Source organism: Neptuniibacter marinus (assembly GCF_001597725.1).
Lineage (GTDB): Bacteria > Pseudomonadota > Gammaproteobacteria > Pseudomonadales > Balneatricaceae > Neptuniibacter > Neptuniibacter marinus.
Genome location: NZ_LUTR01000020.1, coordinates 22,419 through 41,929, shown reverse-complemented (window position 1 = coordinate 41,929; position 19,511 = coordinate 22,419). Strand labels below are relative to the sequence as shown.

At 44.2% G+C, this 19,511-nt stretch carries 16 protein-coding genes; 5 read left to right on the top strand and 11 right to left on the bottom strand.

The features are described 5' to 3' along the window. Positions 1 to 3 precede the first annotated feature (3 nt). From truB to pnp, 3 genes are all read left to right on the top strand, one after another. Complete coding sequence (gene truB / locus A3774_RS12740; protein ID WP_067868148.1) at positions 4 to 987, top strand: tRNA pseudouridine(55) synthase TruB; 984 nt, start codon at positions 4 to 6, stop codon at positions 985 to 987. Between the two features lie 140 nt (positions 988 to 1,127). Continuing rightward, positions 1,128 to 1,397: a 30S ribosomal protein S15 gene (gene rpsO, locus A3774_RS12735; RefSeq protein ID WP_067868145.1), complete on the top strand. Its 270-nt coding sequence runs from the start codon at positions 1,128 to 1,130 to the stop codon at positions 1,395 to 1,397. 195 nt (positions 1,398 to 1,592) lie between these two features. Beyond that, entirely contained in the window at positions 1,593 to 3,698 is a 2,106-nt protein-coding gene (pnp, locus tag A3774_RS12730; RefSeq protein WP_067868142.1) for a polyribonucleotide nucleotidyltransferase, read from the top strand. Positions 3,699 to 3,957: 259 nt separating this feature from the next. Here pnp and A3774_RS12725 read toward each other — a convergent pair whose 3' ends face one another. Beyond that, entirely contained in the window at positions 3,958 to 5,358 is a 1,401-nt protein-coding gene (locus A3774_RS12725; protein ID WP_067868139.1) for an aminotransferase-like domain-containing protein, read from the bottom strand. 143 nt (positions 5,359 to 5,501) lie between these two features. Between A3774_RS12725 and A3774_RS12720 the strand changes: the two genes are divergently transcribed. Beyond that, positions 5,502 to 6,380: a DMT family transporter gene (locus A3774_RS12720; protein WP_067868136.1), complete on the top strand. Its 879-nt coding sequence runs from the start codon at positions 5,502 to 5,504 to the stop codon at positions 6,378 to 6,380. Positions 6,381 to 6,417: 37 nt separating this feature from the next. On the opposite strand, the gene A3774_RS12715 is transcribed toward A3774_RS12720, so the two are convergent. Next, positions 6,418 to 7,458 (bottom strand): methyltransferase, encoded by a 1,041-nt coding sequence (locus tag A3774_RS12715; protein WP_067868133.1) that lies wholly within the window; start codon positions 7,456 to 7,458, stop codon positions 6,418 to 6,420. Further along, entirely contained in the window at positions 7,455 to 8,150 is a 696-nt protein-coding gene (gene rsuA, locus A3774_RS12710; RefSeq protein ID WP_067868130.1) for a 16S rRNA pseudouridine(516) synthase RsuA, read from the bottom strand. Before rsuA ends, A3774_RS12715 begins: the two co-directional genes overlap by 4 nt. Before the next feature lie 143 nt (positions 8,151 to 8,293). Between rsuA and A3774_RS12705 the strand changes: the two genes are divergently transcribed. Next, on the top strand, positions 8,294 to 9,130 hold the full coding sequence (locus A3774_RS12705) for a 6-carboxytetrahydropterin synthase (RefSeq protein ID WP_067868126.1): 837 nt from the start codon (positions 8,294 to 8,296) through the stop codon (positions 9,128 to 9,130). Between the two features lie 94 nt (positions 9,131 to 9,224). Here the strand turns inward: A3774_RS12705 and A3774_RS12700 are convergent, their stop codons facing one another. The 8 genes from A3774_RS12700 to A3774_RS16665 form a co-directional block, all read right to left on the bottom strand. After that, positions 9,225 to 10,406, bottom strand: coding sequence for an acetyl-CoA C-acetyltransferase (locus tag A3774_RS12700; protein ID WP_067868123.1), 1,182 nt, complete (start codon positions 10,404 to 10,406; stop codon positions 9,225 to 9,227). A gap of 390 nt (positions 10,407 to 10,796) precedes the next feature. Further along, entirely contained in the window at positions 10,797 to 11,645 is an 849-nt protein-coding gene (panC, locus tag A3774_RS12695; protein WP_067868120.1) for a pantoate--beta-alanine ligase, read from the bottom strand. 2 nt (positions 11,646 to 11,647) lie between these two features. Next, positions 11,648 to 12,442, bottom strand: coding sequence for a 3-methyl-2-oxobutanoate hydroxymethyltransferase (gene panB, locus A3774_RS12690; RefSeq protein WP_067868117.1), 795 nt, complete (start codon positions 12,440 to 12,442; stop codon positions 11,648 to 11,650). 40 nt (positions 12,443 to 12,482) lie between these two features. Beyond that, on the bottom strand, positions 12,483 to 12,968 hold the full coding sequence (gene folK / locus A3774_RS12685) for a 2-amino-4-hydroxy-6-hydroxymethyldihydropteridine diphosphokinase (RefSeq protein ID WP_067868115.1): 486 nt from the start codon (positions 12,966 to 12,968) through the stop codon (positions 12,483 to 12,485). Continuing rightward, positions 12,958 to 14,379 carry a polynucleotide adenylyltransferase PcnB gene (gene pcnB, locus A3774_RS12680; protein ID WP_067868110.1) on the bottom strand — a complete coding sequence of 474 codons (1,422 nt, stop codon included), beginning with the start codon at positions 14,377 to 14,379 and terminating at the stop codon, positions 12,958 to 12,960. Before pcnB ends, folK begins: the two co-directional genes overlap by 11 nt. Positions 14,380 to 15,003: 624 nt before the next feature. Then, positions 15,004 to 16,389, bottom strand: a complete 1,386-nt coding sequence (locus A3774_RS12675) for a sigma-54-dependent transcriptional regulator (protein WP_067868107.1) — start codon at positions 16,387 to 16,389, stop codon at positions 15,004 to 15,006. A 22-nt stretch (positions 16,390 to 16,411) separates the two neighbouring features. Further along, a complete protein-coding gene (locus tag A3774_RS12670) occupies positions 16,412 to 19,345 on the bottom strand; it encodes an ATP-binding protein (protein WP_067868103.1) in 2,934 nt (977 codons plus the stop codon). Then, complete coding sequence (locus A3774_RS16665) at positions 19,338 to 19,508, bottom strand: hypothetical protein (RefSeq protein ID WP_156473713.1); 171 nt, start codon at positions 19,506 to 19,508, stop codon at positions 19,338 to 19,340. The genes A3774_RS12670 and A3774_RS16665 overlap by 8 nt, the downstream gene beginning before the upstream one ends. Between the last annotated feature and the right edge of the window lie 3 nt (positions 19,509 to 19,511).

Here is a 19,511-nt window from a genome sequence, read left to right as displayed (position 1 = left end):
TGCGTGGGTCGTCGTAGAAACCGAGGCCGGGCGGTCGATGGTGTATTTCTGTTAAATAAACCGCCAGGTATCTCTTCTAATTTTGCTCTTCAACAAGTGCGTCGTCTTTATGGTGCAGCTAAAGGCGGACATACAGGCGCTCTAGATCCTTTGGCAACCGGCATGTTGCCTATCTGCTTAGGTGAAGCGACAAAGTTTTCACAGCATCTGTTAGATTCTGATAAACGCTACATAACCACCGCAAAGCTAGGTGTTAGAACGGACTCTAGTGACGCTGATGGTGTGGTTGTTGAAGAAAAGCCAGTACCAGAAAATCTAACCGAAGCACAGATTGAACAGTTTCTCGTTGAGAATTTTAGCGGCGAGATTGAACAAGTGCCGTCCATGTTTTCTGCGCTAAAGCATCAAGGTCAGCCTTTATATAAATTGGCACGTCAAGGGATCAAGGTAGAGGTTAAACCACGAAAAGTCATTATCCACGAGATAAAAATGACGGCTTTTCGCGGTGATGAAATTGATCTTGAGGTTTACTGCTCAAAAGGGACTTACATCCGTTCAATTGTCGAAGATCTAGGCCACCTTATAGGCTGTGGAGCCCATGTGAAAATGCTGCATCGAAAAGATGTCGGCGCATTTACAGCGGACCAGATGATGACATTGGATGAGCTGCGTCAAAATGTACCGGAAAATGCCGATGAAGAGGCCCTAAAGGGCATACAATTTGAGCTAGATAAGCTATTATTGCCAGCGTGGGCAGCAGTGGCTGATTTACCAGCTGTTCAGCTAGATCAAACGCAGGCGAAACTTGTTCTTCATGGACATAATGTGTCATTTAATGACGCACAGGAATATGAAGTAGGCTGCTTGGTTAGATTGTTTGCAGCGGTAAGTGACGCAACCCCCGAACGATTTTTAGGTGTTGCAGAAGTGAATGAAGAAGGGGCCTTTAAGCCTAAGCGGCTTATCTGCACTGCAAACGATCAATAGTACTGATTAAATAGAATTTTTTAGGTGTCTAAAGAGGCCTAAATAATGTGGCGTTGTACTGAAAATATGCTCGGTGCATCGTTTCTTTCAAATCCAGCGACTAATAATAGTCGTGTGCATATTTTTTTAGGAGAATGAAAATGGCATTAACTGCTGAAAATAAAGCGGCAATCGTTGCAGATTTCGCTCGCGCTGAAGGCGATACTGGTTCCCCAGAAGTTCAGGTAGCTTTGCTAACTGCTAACATCGAAGGTTTACAGGGTCACTTCAAAGTGAACAAACATGACCATCACTCACGTCGTGGTCTAATCCGCATGGTAAACCAGCGTCGTAAATTGCTGGATTACTTAAAAGGTAAAGATGCAGATCGTTACCTAGACTTGATCAAACGTCTTGGTCTACGTCGCTAAGTTAGTGTGAATTCCTCAGGGCCATACAATGTATGGCCCTGATTTTATCTGAGGCAGTAAAATAGTTAACAATTTCATCCCGCCTGTACTTCAATAAATTTTTGTTGTGAACATGAAGAGTTTATTGAAGTACTGGCACTACTTAGGTATGGATGTTAACTCGTTGCGGCCTCATCCAATTTTAAGGAAATTATTGTGTTTCAAGTAACTACTAAAACATTTCAGTTTGGTGGTCAGGAAGTAACTATCGAAACTGGTCGCGTTGCGCGCCAGGCGACAGGTGCTGTTCTGGTCAAAATGGGCGGTAACGAAGTACTTTGTACGGTTGTTGGTGCAAAAGAGGAAAAACCAGGTCAAGGTTTCTTCCCGCTATCGGTTCATTACCAAGAGAAATATTACTCTGTTGGTCGTATCCCAGGTGGCTTCTTTAAGCGTGAAGCGCGCCCATCTGAGAAAGAGACTCTGACATCGCGTCTAATCGACCGTCCAATTCGTCCATTGTTTCCGAAAGGCTACATGAACGAAGTACAGGTTGTTTGTACGGTTATGTCTGCGGATAAAAAGAATGATCCGGATATCGCTGCAATGATCGGTACATCCGCTGCGCTTGCAATCTCTGGTATTCCATTCCAAGGTCCAATCGGTGCTGCACGTGTAGGTTTCACTGAACAGGATGGCTATATTCTTAACCCAAGCTACGAGCAGTTAGCAACGTCTGAGCTAGACATGGTTGTTGCTGGTACTGCTGATGCGGTATTGATGGTTGAGTCTGAAGCACAAGAACTATCTGAAGATGAAATGCTAGGTGCTGTTCTTTTCGCGCACCAAGAGATGCAAGTTATTATTACTGCAGTGAACGCGTTAGCGGCAGAAGCAGGTAAAGAAGCTTGGGTTTGGACGCCTAAAGCAAAAGATGAAGATCTTATTGCTAAAGTTCGTGCTGAAGTCGCTGAAGGTATTGCTGCAGCTTACCAAGTTGCTGACAAATTACAGCGTCAAAACGCATTGGCTGAACTGCGTGCTAAAGCAGTGGAAGCGCTTTGTGGTGAAGAAGAAGGCCTGCCTTCTGCTAGCGACGTGTCTGGTATCGTCAGTTCACTAGAGAAAGAGATTGTACGTGGTCGTATCGTAAGTGGTGAACCACGTATCGATGGCCGTGATAATAAAACAGTTCGTGGTATTGATGTGCAAGTGGATGTGCTACAAGGTACTCACGGTTCTGCACTGTTTACACGTGGTGAAACGCAGGCGATCGCTACTTGTACATTAGGTACTGCGCGTGATCAGCAGATCATTGATGCTATCGAAGGCGAACGTAAAGACCCGTTCATGTTGCACTACAATTTCCCTCCATACTCTGTAGGTGAATGTGGTCGTATGATGGGTGCTGGTCGTCGTGAAATCGGTCATGGTCGTCTAGCCCGTCGTGGTGTTGCTGCGGTTCTACCAACACAAGAAGAGTTCCCATACACAATCCGTATCGTATCTGAGATCACTGAATCAAACGGTTCAAGCTCTATGGCATCGGTATGTGGTGCATCTCTATCTATGATGGATGCGGGTGTTCCTCTTAAGGCACCAGTTGCGGGTATCGCAATGGGTCTTGTTAAAGAAGAGAACGGCTTTGCTGTCCTAACTGATATTCTAGGTGATGAAGATCATTTAGGTGACATGGACTTTAAAGTGGCAGGTACTGAAACCGGTATTACTGCACTTCAGATGGATATCAAAATTACAGGTATCACTGAAGAGATCATGGATATAGCGCTTGAACAGGCATATGAAGCACGTGTTCATATCCTTAAAGAGATGGCTAAAGTTATCGGTTACGCTCGTCCAGAGCTTCCAGATAATGCACCAGCGTTGACTCAGCTTAAGATCAACCCTGAGAAGATCCGTGATGTTATCGGTAAAGGTGGTGCAACTATCCGTGCACTGACTGAAGAGACTGGCGCATCTATTGATATCGAAGATGACGGTACGGTCCGTGTTTATGCCGCTGATAAAGCAGCAGCAAAAGCCGCTACTGATAAGATCCTAGAGATCACTGCAGAAGCTGAGATCGGCAAAGTTTACGAAGGTAAAGTTGTTCGTATTGAAGACTTCGGTGCTTTCGTTAATATCTTACCAGGCAAAGATGGTCTAGTTCATATTTCTCAGATCGATAACAAACGTGTTGAGAAAGTAACTGATTACATCCAGATGGATCAGATGGTTAAGGTTAAAGTTCTGGACGTAGACCAGCGCGGCCGTATTAAACTATCTATGAAAGATCTAATTGCTGACAATGAAGTAAGCTAAGCATTGCTGCATAACACTTAGCTTCGGCTAAGATGGATTAAAAAACCGCCTTTGGTAACAATGGCGGTTTTTTTGTGCTGTTTTTTTACAAACAGAGGATAAGTCAAAGCAGTTTGTTTATTATAGGTTTTAGGGGTTGATAACTTATCCCATAAATCTGTGGATAACTTCGTTAGTAGTCTGAGTGCTGATCGCTGGGAGCCACTAATAGTAAAGGGTGCCGAGAATTGGTTATATTCTTATCAGCGGTGGAAAACGCTTAAAATCTATCCATCATTTCGCCTAATGTTGCGATTGCTGTGATCTGTTCATTACTTTGCGTGTAATGGGCATAGCAGAGTCGGATATGGTGATTGAAGCGGTTATCTGCACAAAAAAGATTGCCTGGGGATATACCGATTCCTGCGGTTAACGCTTGTTGAAATAACTGATCACTGGCGACTCGCTCAGGTAGATTAAACCACTGTAAAATACCCCCTTGCGGTTTTATAAACATGGTTTCTTTGGGCCAAAAGCGCCTTACATCTTCTGTTAGCATATCAACACGTTCACTATAGATTCGGCTCACTTGCGCTAGGTGGCGACGGTAACGACGGCCAATGAGTAGTTCGCTAACAGCTTGCTGTGTAATGGCCGGACACGCGATATTTGTGACAAATTTATAGTAATTAATTTTGTCATAATAGCGTCCAGGAAGCACCCAGCCGAGTCGTATGTCTACATCCATGGTTTTTGAAAAAGAGCCGCAGTGGAGCACTCTTTGCTCCGTATCTAAAGCTTTTAATGGGGTTGGGCGTTGCTGGTTATAGCTGAGTTCTGCAAAAACATCATCTTCAATTAAGGCTATATCCCAGCGATTAGCTAGACCTATAAGCCGTTTTCTGGTCGATAGATCTAAGTTGAAACCGAGTGGATTATTAAAACTTGGATTAGTGAGCACGGCTTTAATCGGCCAGCGTTCTAGTGCACTTTCTAAAGCATCTAAGTTAGTTCCTAGTATTGGGTCGGAGGGAAGTTCAATCACCTTTAAGCCTAACGCCTCTATGCATTGCAGTGTCCCGTAGTAGCAAGGAGACTCGACGGCAATGGTATCCCCTACTTCGGCAACAGCACGTAGGCAGAGTGAGACCGCTTCCTGTCCCCCTTGGGTGATGACAATATCTTCACTATTGCAGGCGATAGAAGTGGAGTTAAGGTGGCCAGCTAGAGTTTTTCGGAGCCTTGGGTCACCGGGGGGTGTGCTGTAATGACTTCTGCGTCGGCTGCTCTCTAGTGCCCATCGACGAGCGGTTTTAGCAAGTTGTTGATAATACCAGCTAACTGTTGGCCAGCGTGAATCAGGATAAGCAGAACCAAGGGCTAGGTTTCCAGGTTGGTTGGCTGAGCCTAATACACTAAAGGCGGTTGCACCCATAGTGACTTTTCTTGGTTTCAGGGGAGGGCTGTTTTTTAGTTGTGCCGAAACAAAAAAGCCCTGTCTATCTTTTACTTGGAGTTGTTTTAGATTTTCCAGCTCAGTTAGTGCTCGAATGATGGTGTTTTTACTTAGTTGATATTGCTGGCTGAGTGCTCTTATTGAGGGTAGGCGGGAGCCTGGTGGAAGATCACCTTGTTCTATACGTAATTGAAGTTTCTGCACTAAGTGTTCATATTTTTTCATGGGTACAGCTTACTTTAATTTATTGATAAATTCATATATAGCTTCTCTGTACCCCAAAAGTTCGATGTTTTGTGTCCCTTTTCTGCTTGGACTCTAGCCTCTACAGTGTGCTTTTTTGTAATAGATATGTGGGGATTAAGCTAATGCTGAGTCGGCAGCAAAAATTAACATTAGTACCTTGGGCTTTTGTCGGTATTTGGAGCACAGGTTTTATTGGTGCTAAGTATGCTGTGCCTTATATGGAGCCGTTTAGTGTTTTATTTTTGCGTATGTTTCTCACCTTGATCGTCTTTGCTGCTCTTATGTTTTGGCGCAAGCCTCAATGGTGTTCTCCTAAGCAAGCGGGTCACCAGATGGTGGTTGGGTTGTTGGTACATGCCTGTTATTTAGGTGGCGTTTTTGTTGCTATTGATTGGGCGCTACCGGCGGGTATTACTTCATTAATTATGGGGGTTCAGCCTCTATTGACTGCGTTAATCGGTTGGTTGTGGATAAGTGAGCGCTTACACAAAGCTCAGTGGTTAGGTCTGGTGCTTGGCTTTTTGGGTGTATTGCTCGTGGTGAGTCAGAACGGTGCTCAAAATTCTGATGCTGCCGGTTGGGATGCATGGACCGCGGCGATTGTTGCTTTGTTGGCGATCTCTATTGGTACGCTCTATCAGAAACGTTTTGGCGGCGGTGTAGACTTGATGGTTGGCGCTTTCTATCAATATTTAGTGACAGCTATTGTGATGGCATTGCTGGCTTGGCAGTTTGATTCGGGTGAAGTGACTTGGAGTTGGCCCTTATTAGGTGCTGTTTTATGGATGGTGTTAGCTTTATCTGTGACAGCTATTTTACTGTTTCTTGTCATGATCCGTGAGGGGGAAGCGAGTAAGGTTGTTAGTTACTTTTATTTAGTGCCGCCATTGACTGCACTGGAAGCTTGGCTTCTTTTTGATGAAACACTGAATATTTATGCGCTATGCGGTATAGGCGTTACTGTAGCGGGTGTCTATCTGACGGTTAAGCGTAGGGTATAGATTAAAACAGGCTAGTGTTTGCTAGCCTGTGGATAGCTTACATCTTGTGAGTTAGACGGATCAGCTTGAAGTTACCATTAGACATAATACATTCAGCTTGATGGAAGTATTTGAGGGCTTTGCGTTCTAATGGGATATGCATGTTTGTAACAAAACAAGCAATCCCTTGTTCATTGAGGTGATCATGGGCAGCTTTAAGGAAGCGATCGGTCAAGTCGCCATCTACAGCAAAGCCTGCATGGAAGGGCGGATTGCAGACAATTAGATCAAACTTTTCACTAATGCCTTGTGCACAGTTAGCGGCGATGACCTTCGCATTGATGGGGTAGCGGGCAAAGTTACATTCACAAGCAATAATAGCTGCAGCGTTGTTGTCTGTGGCCGTTACGGGGATGTCTAAGTGTGTAAGATTGAGGGATAAGTAACCATAACCGCAGCCGAGATCTAGCGCACTTTTAGGAGGTTCAGGTAGGGTCATCAAAAAGCTATCTAAATGTTCTATTAGGTAAGCGCTGCCTTTATCTATTTTATCCCAGCCAAAGATCCCCGGTTTGCTCTGGTACTCAAATTTATCATCGGTACAACCTGTGCGCAGTTGGTGATAGTTTTTATCATCTAGGATGTCGTCGCTGTGTTCGTTGGTTTTTATGAGTTGGGCGAGCCATGTGTCTTTGTCTTTTTTACTGCTTTCCCCCATACCAAAAAGCTTTTTAGCTTTTGTGAAATAGGTTTTTATGCCTTCGTTTTTATTACCGGCAAGAATTAGTTCGCCACCAACTTTTAGGCAGCGATAGGCTTCATTAATCAGATGGTGGGCAACTAGTTTCTCTTTAGATACTCTATAAATGACACGCTCCAAGCTATTATCTTCAATAATGGAGAGGTCATAGTCGGAGAAAAATGTTGTCCACCCTTGTCGTTGTAATTGAGCTTGAAGGTCTAAACGATTAGTAATGCAGGTGACAGCATCGTTAGGCTGAAGGTTGGCGGCAAGTAAATTTTCATCCGCTAGCCACAGACTTTTTGTTTTTGCGCTCTTAATATAGGGAGCGAGTAGAGGAAAAGCTGAATCACTCATCGGATGCTGTTGATCTCTTCGTCAGTTAAAAAGCGATATTCACCAAGCTCTAGTTCTTCATCAAGTTCAATTTGGCCTATTTTAGCTCTATGTAGCTCTTCTACTTTGTTACCAATAGCAGCAAACATGCGCTTAACTTGATGATAGCGCCCCTCAGTTAAAATGACTTCGGCTTCGTGGCTACTAACAATGGTTAATTCTGCTGGTTTAGTGCGAACTTTGTCATTGATAAGAGTCAGCCCTTTCGCAAACTTTTCTATCGCATCTTCAGGGATAGGGTCAGCAGTGATGACTTGATAGAGCTTGCCGGTTTTATGTTTTGGTGAGGTGATTCTATGTGCCCATTGGCCATCGGTTGTAATAAGCACAAGCCCCGTGGTGTCTACATCTAATCGGCCGCATATCGTAAGCTCGTTAGCTCTAGGTAGATCGATAAAACTTAAAACACTAGGGTGTGTTCCGTCATCATTGGAGCAGACGCAGCCTATAGGTTTATTCAACATCAGGTATTTTTCCCCTGGGGCTTCTAGTGGATAGCCACTGAGGTAGACCTCATCTTCAATCTCATCTATGTGTAAGGCTGGATTGGATACCTCTTCGCCATTGAGTGTGACTTCGCCTATTTTAAGAAAACGGCGAACCTCTTTACGAGAAAAACCAGAAGACTGGGAAAGGTATTTATCTAGGCGCATGTAAGTACTTTTTAGTAACTCGGTGAGTGAAGTATGGAATAAAGCAGCTATTATATCTGAAGGAGCTTATCCCCTACAGCCTGCGGCGTTTTTTAGCTGCGCATTTTAGGCTAATATACGCGCCTTAACCGTGGAGCCCGCTTGTGAAATTGTTTGTAGATAACCTTACCAATGTAGATTTTTCCTATTTGCACCCTCAAAGAGGGTTATTGGGAGAGTCGTGGCTTGTCCAGCTGGAGCTTGATGGCAGCTTGAATGATCAAGGGATGATTTGTGATTTTGGTATTGTTAAAAAAGAAGTTAAAAAGTGGTTTGATCTTTGGATTGATCATGCGTTGGTTGTGCCAACGGGGTTGCCAGAGTTGGCGTATAGGGTTGATGCCGGTTATACAGCGGTTGAGTGGGCTTATCCTAATGGCGAACGCTTTTCTTGTTGCTCGCCTGAAGCGGCTATCTGTTTAGTGGATATGGCTGAGATTAACGAAGCTACACTGGCTGATTGGTGTCAGGGAAAATTGCTTGAGTTGTTTCCCGGCGAAGTTAAGGGTTTAACCATTCGCTTTGTACCGGAAAAAATTGATGGGGCTTTTTATCATTACAGTCATGGCTTGCAGAAGCATGATGGTAATTGTCAGCGCATCGCTCATGGCCATCGTTCTAAAATTGAGTTGTTCATCAATGGACAGCGGGATAGATCTTTAGAAGCGGAATGGGCGGAGCGGTTTAAGGATATATACATAGGCTCAGAGTCCCATGTAACATCCCAGAGTGATGATGAGCATAACTATGCTTACCAAGCCCCGCAGGGCCGGTTTGAAATTAGTTTGCCTGCTCGGGTTTGTTACATAATCGATACGGATTCTACGGTGGAATTGATTGCCTCCCATTTGGCGAAGCAGATCAAGTTAAGTTACCCCAATGACCGGGTGATGGTTAAAGCGTATGAAGGGGTTGGTAAGGGAGCAATCGCAGAGGCGTAGCTATTGCCTATCAGTGTGAATTAAATAAAAAACCGCAGAGAACTGCGGTTTTTTTATGTAAGGGAGGGGCGTTAATTAACCCCTCTTATCGCTATTAGCTACGTTCAACGGCTAATGCTGTACCCATACCGCCACCAATACAGAGTGTCGCTAGGCCTTTCTTAGCATCGCGTCGAGCCATCTCATGTAGAAGACTTACAAAGATGCGACAGCCTGAAGCACCAATTGGGTGGCCAAGAGCAATGGCGCCGCCGTTAACGTTAACCTTGTCAGTATCCCAGCCTAGGTCTTTGTTGACTGACATTGCTTGAGCAGCAAAGGCTTCGTTAGCCTCGATTAGATCAAGGTCATCAACATTCCATCCTGCCTTTTCTAGTGCTTTTTGAGTTGCGCAGATAGGGCCTGTACCCATGATGGCTGGATCAATCCCTGCAGAAGCGTAAGCTTTGATTGTCACAAGAACTGGAAGGCCCAATTCAACTGCTTTCTCAGCAGAACAAACGATCACGGCCGCAGCGCCGTCATTGATAGTTGATGAGTTACCAGCAGTTACCGAGCCATCTTTTTTGAAGGCAGGGCGTAGTTTAGCCAGTGCTTCGGGTGTGCAGCCAAAACGTGGTTGTTCATCCGTATCAAATACGATAGGGTCGCCTTTACGTTGTGGGATCGTTACAGGGATGATCTCATCCTTAAAACGACCAGCTGTTACTGCAGCTTCTGCTTTGTTTTGAGATGCTGATGCGAAGGCATCTTGCTCTTCGCGAGTAAAGCCATATTTATCTACGATGTTTTCAGTCGTGATACCCATATGGTAATCGTTGAAAGCATCCCATAGGCCATCCTTAATCATGGAGTCGACCATTTTCCAGTCGCCCATGCGTGCACCATTACGTGAATTAGGTACAACGTGTGGTGACGCACTCATGTTTTCTTGACCGCCCGCAATGATAATGTCTGCATCACCACAGCGAATCGCTTGTGTTGCCATTTGAATGGCTTTTAGACCTGAGCCGCATACTTTATTGATCGTTAGCGCGGATACTGAGTTAGGTAGCCCCGCATTTAGAGTTGCTTGGCGTGCTGGATTTTGACCGCAACCTGCTGTTAAAACTTGACCTAAAATAACTTCGTCTACTTGATTAGGGTTTAAGTTAACCTTCTCGATTAAGCCTTTGATTACTGTCGCACCTAGATCAGATGCAGCGATTTTAGAAAGGGAACCACCAAACGTACCAACTGCGGTACGGCCCGCAGCAACAATTACAACGTCACGCATTCGAAATGCCTCTTAGCTTAGCTATGTACAAAATTCATTCACGATGATCATAAGCCATATAGATGACTTGATTGTTTCAGGTGAAAAGCGGCATTTATACAAAAACCTTTATATGTCATTCCATCTTGCATGACTGGTTTAAAAACCGTTTTTCTGTGCAGCAATATTATTCATATAGTTTTTATTGCATTGCAGGAACTCATCGTTCTTGCAGTCTGCGCGACCAGAGCCCTGCTTGTCAAGCCACGAAAGTAGGGGGCTTATAAGACTTACGTTGATGATTAGATATTTTGCGCTGCAAAATAAAAGCGAGGAGGGTAGAGTTAAGAAATATGAAAACTAAGCTAATTCAGCAGGTCCCGAGCGAGGCTTCCTCGCTCGGGATGTGATTTATAGATCGATTTGAAGGTTATCAATAAGACGAGCTGCCCCTATATAAGCTGCAGCTAAAATAATAATTTGATGATCTGTGTCGGTTGCTGGTTGTAAATCACTTCGGCGGCAGATCTTATAATAATCTCTTTTAAAACCAGCAGCTTCTAGAGTAGCTTGAGATTGCTCTTCTATTTCGTTAAAGGCTTTATTGCCACTCACAATCGCTGTCTTAGCTGTTTGCAGTGTTTGGTTAAGTAGAGGGGCAGTCTCAAGTTCTGATGGTGTTAGATAGCCGTTACGGGAACTTAAAGCGAGTCCCTTATCATTACGAGCAATGGGGGCACCTTGGATCTCAACAGGCAGACTAAGATCTTCGGTCATTCGACGAATGACCATCAATTGCTGAAAATCTTTTTCGCCAAAGATAGCAACATCAGGTTGTACCATACCGAAAAGCTTACAAACAACGGTAGCGACTCCACGGAAATGCCCTGGGCGTGTTGTACCACAGTACATGTCTGAGATAACGGGCACTTCAACTTGTGTCTGGGCTTCTCGACCGTGGGGATAGACCTCTGCATCTGTAGGCGCAAATAGGTAATCACAACCTCGGGAGGATAGCTTTTCCTGATCCTGCTTAAGTGTCCTAGGATAGCTGTCTAAATCTTCACCTGCGCCAAATTGTAGCGGATTAACGAAAATAGAGGAGACAACAATATCGCTAGTGGACTTTGCTTGGTCTATTAGTTGTAGATGACCTTCATGTAGGTTGCCCATAGTAGGAACAAAACCTATGCGCCGACCTTGCAAACGCTCCTGTTTGAGAGCAGCTCGTAATTCGGCAATCGAGTGTATAGTTTGCATGCTTATTCGAATCCGTGTTCCTGTGCGGGGAAAGTGCCATCTTTAACCTCTTTAATATAGAGGGATATAGCAGCTTCAATACTGTCGGCATTTTGCATAAAGTTTTTAACAAACTTAGGGCTTCGGCCGGGTGTGAGGCCTAGCATATCGTGCATAACCAATACCTGTGCATCGGTATCTGACCCAGCACCGATACCAATAACAGGAATATCGAGCGCTAAAGTGATCTCTTCTGCTAAAAGTGAAGGTACGCACTCTAATAAGATAATGCTTGCGCCAGCATCTTGTAATAAGACGGCATCATTCAGCATCTGCTTGGCGCTTTCTGTATCGCGCCCTTGAACGCGATAGCCGCCGAGCTTGTTTACGGTTTGTGGTGTTAGGCCTAAATGAGCGCAGACGGGAATACCGCGTTCTGCCAGCATAGATACTGTATCAGAAAGCCATGCGCCACCTTCTAGCTTCACCATGTTTGCACCGGCTTGCATAAGTGCCGCGGAACTGTCCATCGCCTGTTCAGGTGTTGAATAGCTCATAAACGGGAGGTCAGCCATGATTAAACTACCCTGATTGCCTCGGGCAACCGACTGGGTGTGATAAGCCATCTCTTCAACGGTCACAGGGAGTGTGCTGTCGTTTCCCTGAAGTACCATACCTAAAGAGTCGCCTACCAGAATAACTTCGGTACCAGCAGAACTGATCAGGTGAGAGAAACAAGCATCGTAGGCAGTTAGAACTGCGAACTTCTCGCCTGCTTTTTTCATTGATGACAACGTGTGCAGAGTTATTTTGCTCATGGAATTAGCTTCCTAATATTACGCGTTGGCGCGATTATACCTATATCTTTAGCAGGCTGCCCATAGGACATGCTGTTAATAGTTCAGATAAAGGTAAGCCTTTTGGCATAGAAAGGTTCGGATTAATTTCCGCTAAGGGGTATAGAACAAAGCTACGTTCATACATATAGGGATGGGGAATAATAAGGCGCTCGGTTTCTATGATCTGATGACCGTAGAGCAAGATATCAAGATCGAGTGTTCTTGGGCCCCAATGTTTTTCCCTGATGCGTTGGTGCTTTTGCTCTAAAAGCTGTAGCTGATCTAGTAAAGCTTCAGGGGAGAGCTCTGTTTCTATCTCTGCTACTGCATTAATAAAGTCTGGCTGGTCTTGTGGGCCGACGGGTGCTGAGGCGTATAAAGACGATGCGTTAATTAGTTCGCACTTGTCTAGTAATGCTAGCTCGTTTAACGCACTTGATACTTGCTGTATTGGATCGTCTAAATTACTACCTAAACCAATAAAACAACGGAACTTAGCTTTCATTGCCTGAGCGTTCGTTTTTTGGTTTATATGTTTTTTTTCGGCGTGTACGGCGAGGCTTATCTATTTTATCTAAGCCATTCAGCATTTCGGCTTGTGCTTCGCTATTCACATTTTGGAAATCTGTCCACCATTGACTTAACCCATCAAGTTGTTCCCCGCTATTTTCCCGCAGGAGAAGTAGGTCGTAAGCGGCTCTGAATCTTGGCATTTCCATTAGACGATGAGCGCGATGACCTTGACGGCGAGGCAAGCGCAACTGCATCTCCCAGATCTCTCGGATTGGAGTCGAAAAGCGGCGAGGAATGGCTGTAGAACGCACCTGTTCCGCAATGACCTGATTTGCTGCTTCATGCAAAGCGGGCAGTGGAGGCATTTTTTTCTCACGCATTAACTTTTGCATACGTTTCTGTGTGGGATACCAGAGGATTGCTGCGAACAGAAAAGCAGGGGTTACACTTTTTCTTTGTGCTAAGCGTCGGTCTGTATTTTTTAATGCATTCTCAATAAGCCTTTCCATAGGGACATCTAATTGAGGATCGTCCAGTAAGACTTGGACTTGAGAGAAAAGAGGTTCAAATAGCTCAAGACGTCGAAGTTGCTGGTAGGATTTAAGTGCATGCCCAGACTGAAATAACTTTAATGTCTCATCAAATAAACGAGCCGGAGCTATATGCTTTAGCATGGGCGCTAAAGGTCGAATAGGGCTTTCCGATGCGGGATCAATCGTGAAATCAAGTTTAGCAGCAAAGCGAGCAGCCCTTAGCATGCGAACAGGGTCTTCTTTATAGCGATCTTCTGGATCGCCGATCATGCGCAGCACGCCTTTTTGTAAATCTTCGAAGCCGTTGGTGAAATCGTATACGCAATGGTCTTTCGGACAGTAATATAACGCGTTAACTGTAAAATCTCTGCGTAGGGCATCATCTTCTATAGTGCCATAAACATTATCACGCAGGATCATTCCGCTATCGCATTGTTCACCGGAGCCATCTTCTGGCTGGCTATCATGGCTCGCTCTAAAGGTTGCAACTTCTATTAAGTCACGACCAAAACGGACATGAACAAGTTTAAAACGACGGCCAATCAGGCGACCGCGGCGGAATAGCTCAGCCGCTTCTTCTGGGTGAGCGTTAGTTGTAACGTCGAAGTCTTTAGGTTTTTTATTCAGTAATAAATCACGAATACAGCCCCCGACTAGTAAACCGTCATAGCCTGCATCCTGCAGGCGATAGGCTACTTTAAGAGCGTTGTCATCTAAAAGTCGACGGGGAATTTTATGCTCTTCTTCTGTTATCCGGTGCTTTTTAGCTTCGGTTATTATTGCAGAAGTCGGCATTGAGCCATCATCATTTTTTGTTTGTGGGTTGCCGCGGAATACTTTACCCAGCGCTTTGCTAATGGTTTTAAGCAATTTAGTGCCTATTTAATACAAATTTAATATCTAGTATGAGGGTTTGTAGGCTAGGTGTCTTAGAAGGATTTTAAGTGGTAATGATCCTTTTAGCCGTTCCCTTATAAAAAATCGGGTGCGCAATCATACCATTGATAGAGGGTGTAATGGGAGTGCTAGCTGGTTTCAATTATTATTCGGAAAGAGGGGGATGGAATAGCTGACCGCATCTCAGGTAACAACTGCTATATATGTTTCTTAGCTTGTTGTTATTTTTTCTAAGAGCCTTCTAGATCGTTACAACTTCGCTACGATCAGCTTTACTAAACCTCATTATTATTTTTATTCGAGGCGGATGCTTTTAAATTCTAATTCCAGTTTTTATTTTTATTGGTGGTCTAGATTTTAAAGCGTGCTTCTTTTTGTTTTCGAACTAATAGAGTGCATGACATATGCCAGCTTTTAAAAGTCCTTTTAAAACATGGTGTTATTATTTTGTTGTTATTGCGTCATCTACTTTGGTACTTATTTTGTTACTAGTTGTTACGCTAAGTTATGCTGCGTGGGTAGTAAGGTAACACCTGCTTTGTTACCGTTGCGGGTGAGGTGTTATACCTTTATCTAATTGAATTATAATGTATTTGTTTATTTTCGTGCTTTACGAGGAATGCCTAATTTTTGGCGGCGTTCCCATAAACACTTTCGACTCACCCCTAGTTTTTTTGCTAGTTCTGTTTCACTCAATTTATCTTGGTTTTCTATAACAAAACGTTGGAAGTAATCATCAAGGGATAAGTTGGATTGTTCTTTAGTACTTAAGGAAAGGTCGGGTTGTGTTCTTGCTGCAAACTGAGTTTCTAGCTCATCCAAAGAGGTTTTAGGTATGTCCAGACCTAAGTCTTCTAAACTAATTACAGTGCCTTCTGCAAGAATTACAGCACGTTCAATTGCATTTTCTAGTTCTCGGACATTACCTGGCCAACGATAGGTGCGCATAGCTTGTCTTGCTTCATGAGAAAAATGTGACTCAGCTGAGTTCATTCGTTGGCAAGCATTGGTAAGCATTTTATCTGCAATTTCAAGGATATCTGAACCGCGTTCTCTTAACGGTGGGATACGTAACTCCATTACATAAAGCCGGTAATAGAGATCTTCGCGGAAATTATTTTGCTTGGCGAGCTCTTTTAAATTTCGATGAGTTGCTGCTATAAGTCGCACATCTACTTTCTTTGAGTGGACTGAGCCGACGCGGCGAATTTCACCCTCTTGTAAAAAGCGCAGGAGCCTTGCTTGAGCTTCGAGGGGGAGTTCTCCAATCTCATCTAGGAATAATGTGCCGCCATCAGCCGCTTCTAAAAGTCCACTGCGACCTGTATTTGCACCGGTAAACGCGCCTTTTTCATGACCAAAAAGTTCTGATTCTATTAAGCTTTCAGGTATAGCGGCACAGTTAACCGATACCATTGGTATATGGGCACGTGTGCTTTGTTCATGAATAGAGCGAGCGGCTAGCTCTTTACCTGTTCCCGATTCCCCTTGAATAAGGACCGTTGCATTGGTGCGAGCCACTTTTGTGATGCGTTTTGCAAGTTCTTGCATAGGTGGGCAAGAACCAAAAATCTGAGTTTGATCTGTAGAACCATTATCGCTTTCTACTAAAGGGGCTTGAGATTCGTTAGCTATATTGTTTTCAATTATTTTTCTTACAGAGTGCAGCATTTCATCATGATCAAATGGCTTTGCAATGTAATCTACTGCGCCGAGTTTCATCGCATCAACTGCTGAGCGAAGGCTAGCGTAGCTGGTCATAATGAGTACGGGAACGGATTTAGCTAAAGAGATAAGGTCTGTGCCGGGAGCGCCTGGCAGGCGCAGGTCGCTGATGATTAGATTGAAATCGTCTAATTTGAAACGACTGGTTGCTTCATCAACTGATGCGGCATCATCAACATTAAAATCGTTCTTTTCGAGTAACCTGCGTAACGCAGCTCGAATAATTGTTTCATCTTCTACAATCAGAATACGGCTCATAGGCTCTCTACCTTACATCCCACTATCTCGCGCGGTCAGGATCTTCTGTCCATCTCAGACGCGGGAGCGTTATTGCCACTTGAGTGCCTTTCTTCTGTTTTTTGTTGGCCGGGCTTAGTATCTCAATACTACCATAATGCTCTTCGATTATGTTATAGACTAATGATAGTCCTAAGCCGGTACCTTGACCTGGATCTTTTGTTGTAAAGAAGGGTTCAAAGAGCCGGTCTTGAGATTCTGCTGTTATACCGCTGCCTTCATCGGTTACACGCAAAATTACAACTTCGTTTGTTTCTTCTGCTTCGAGCCATATAGTGTCTTGGTTTTTTGAGGCATCGCTGGCGTTTTGTAATAAGTTCACAAACACCTGATGCATCTGTTGTGGATCACCCATGACCCTTAAATTATTCGGGATATGATTAATATATTTTAAATGTTTGCCGTGGCTATCTAATGATAGGAGATGTATTGCTTCTTCTGCGCATTGAGCGAGAGAGACGGGCAATTGTTCACGATCAGCTTCCGGTCTTCCGGCATGAGCAAATCGGACTAATGATTGTACTATCCGACTAATACGTTTGGTTTGATCAACGATTTGATCGCCGGTTTCAAGGATGTAAGGGTTTTCTGTTTCAAGTTTAAGGTTTTGTGCTAAACAGGCGATGCCAGTCACTGGATTACCTATTTCGTGAGCAACCCCTGCTGCAAAGCGACCAATGGAGGCTAAACGCTCATTGTGTGCCAGTTTGTCCTGCATGGTTTTTGTATCTGTATCATTTTCCAATAGGATAACCATGCCAATATCTCTGCGTTCTTTAAGAATCGACTTATGTAGGCTAAACCAGTGCGTGTGTCCGTCAATAATAAGCTTTTGCCCTAGCTGGTGGGCAATGGGCGCATCTACGAACTGTTCTAGTACTTGGCTCCAAGGGTTGCTGTTACTACTTAGAGCGCTGCCGATCACCTCTTCGTTGCGTATATGCGTTAAACGCTCCATCTCATGATTCCAAAACAGTACCTGACCTTCTGTATCTAAAGTGCATACGCCTATAGGTAGTTTTTGTAGGGTTAGACGGTGGTAGCGTCGCATTTCGTCAAGTTCAGCGGCAAGGCCGGTTAGTTGTAATTGATAGTCTTCTAATTGGTTTTCAATTAAGTGCACATTACTGGCTTTGAAACCGATTCCCATGGGGTCAGCTGGACGGTCAATAGGTTCGAGTAAAGCGGCGGCTTCTACTGGGCCTAATAATCCAGAAAGGTTGTTTTCTAGCATGGCCCGTAGTCGAAGTAGATCAACCGGACGAATACTGTCTGGGTGGATATTCATACTCTCTAAGGCTTGCTGAACTTCTCTTTCCGCTGCTTTTCGCCCCAGCCTAGAGGCTAGCATCTCCGTAAAATCGCTGATACGGGAGGCTCGTAAGTTGGTTGTGTTTGTTTTTTGGAGTGCATTCATTAAACACGCTTGAGCGGCTTGGGATTCCTCCGTCGATTGATGAGTAAAAAGCGAAACAATACTCATAACCGCTGTGTTCACCAACAGTGAAAGGATCGCAATATGATCCCAATTACTATCGTTAATATTGAAGGGTAGTGTTTCTGTAGGTGATGCACTCAATACGGGGATAAGCATGCTGAATAGCCAGATTCCCATACCTGATAGCAAGCCTAGTAGTAATCCCCAGCGATTAGCGTGTTGCCAAAAAAGGGTAACAAGTAACCCCGGTAGAAATTGCAGAAAGGCAACTATAGCGACAATTCCCATTTGATGGAGGTCGAAGTGGTTACCTATTAAACGGTAGAACAGATAACTACCTAATATCATCGCCATGATTAGTATACGTCTAAGCCAAAGTAGACGTGCGTAAAAACGAGATGTTTTAGGTTTTGGTATAAGGGGTAAGATCACATGGTTTTGTAGCATGGAGGCAAGTGCTACCGTGGCAACGATCATAATACCACTGGCTGCTGATAGCCCACCGATAAAAGCTAAAACGGTTAACCATGAAGAATCTAATAGTAGTCCTATATTTAGGATAATAAATTGTGGATCACCACCGACGTTTAAGGATTGTCCGGCCCAAATGATAGGGGGAACTGAACAAGCGAGTAAAAGTAGGAAAAGGGGCATGGCCCAAGTGGCTTTGTAGAGTGTTTCATCCGAGGCGTTTTCGGTAAACAGCATGTGAAAAGTGTGGGGCATTACAATCGTGGCGGTGAAAAAGGCTAATATAAGCGTACGCCAAGATTCGCTGTTAACGGGGGTTTTTAGTTGTTCTAGTACCTCAGGGTGGTTTGTGATGAAACTCTCGGTACCACCTATACCGCCTAATATGCCAAAAATGGCGAAGCCTGCTATGACCAATAACGCACTTAGCTTAATGACGGATTCCACTGCCATCGCGACCATCAAACCGTGGTGATTGGTTCTTAATGAAGCGTGTCTCGCCCCAAATAGAATCGAAAATAGCGCAATAATAAAACAGAACCCTATACTGATCTGATTCGCGCTAAATTGATCGTTCAGTATATAAAGCGTATCGGAAACTGCCTGTATCTGAATCGATAGCATGGGCAGCGTGGCGAATACGGATATGAGTGCAGTTAAAGTACCTATTGCCCCGCTTCTAAACCTAAAAGCAAATAGGTCGGGTAGGGAGCTTAGTTGATAAGTACGGGTTATGCGTAAGATCGGGATAAGTAATGCTGGGGCTAATAGGAATGTGAGTACTGGGCCAAAATAGGATCCAAAAAAGTTATAGCCAGATTCCTTGGCTAGGCTGAAGGCACCATAGAAGGTCCAAACACTGGCATAAACACCAATAGAAAGCACATGGGTTAAAGGGTGGCGGACGATCTGTTTGGGTAGAGCTCCTCGTTCAGTTAGGTAAGCGGTCCCAAAGAGGAATAATAGGTAGGCAACGCCAATTAATATTAGGGAGGGCAAACTAAACATCGGAGCGTTTCCTATCAATTAGGAAGGCGATGGCAATAACCGCCAGCCAAATGATATAAGGTAAAAACCAAGGTGTATCCATGCTTTGCCAGCTATCAATAACAAGAGGAACCACTAAATAAAGCATAATTACTAACAGGATAAGTAAGCGATGAAAATACATAAA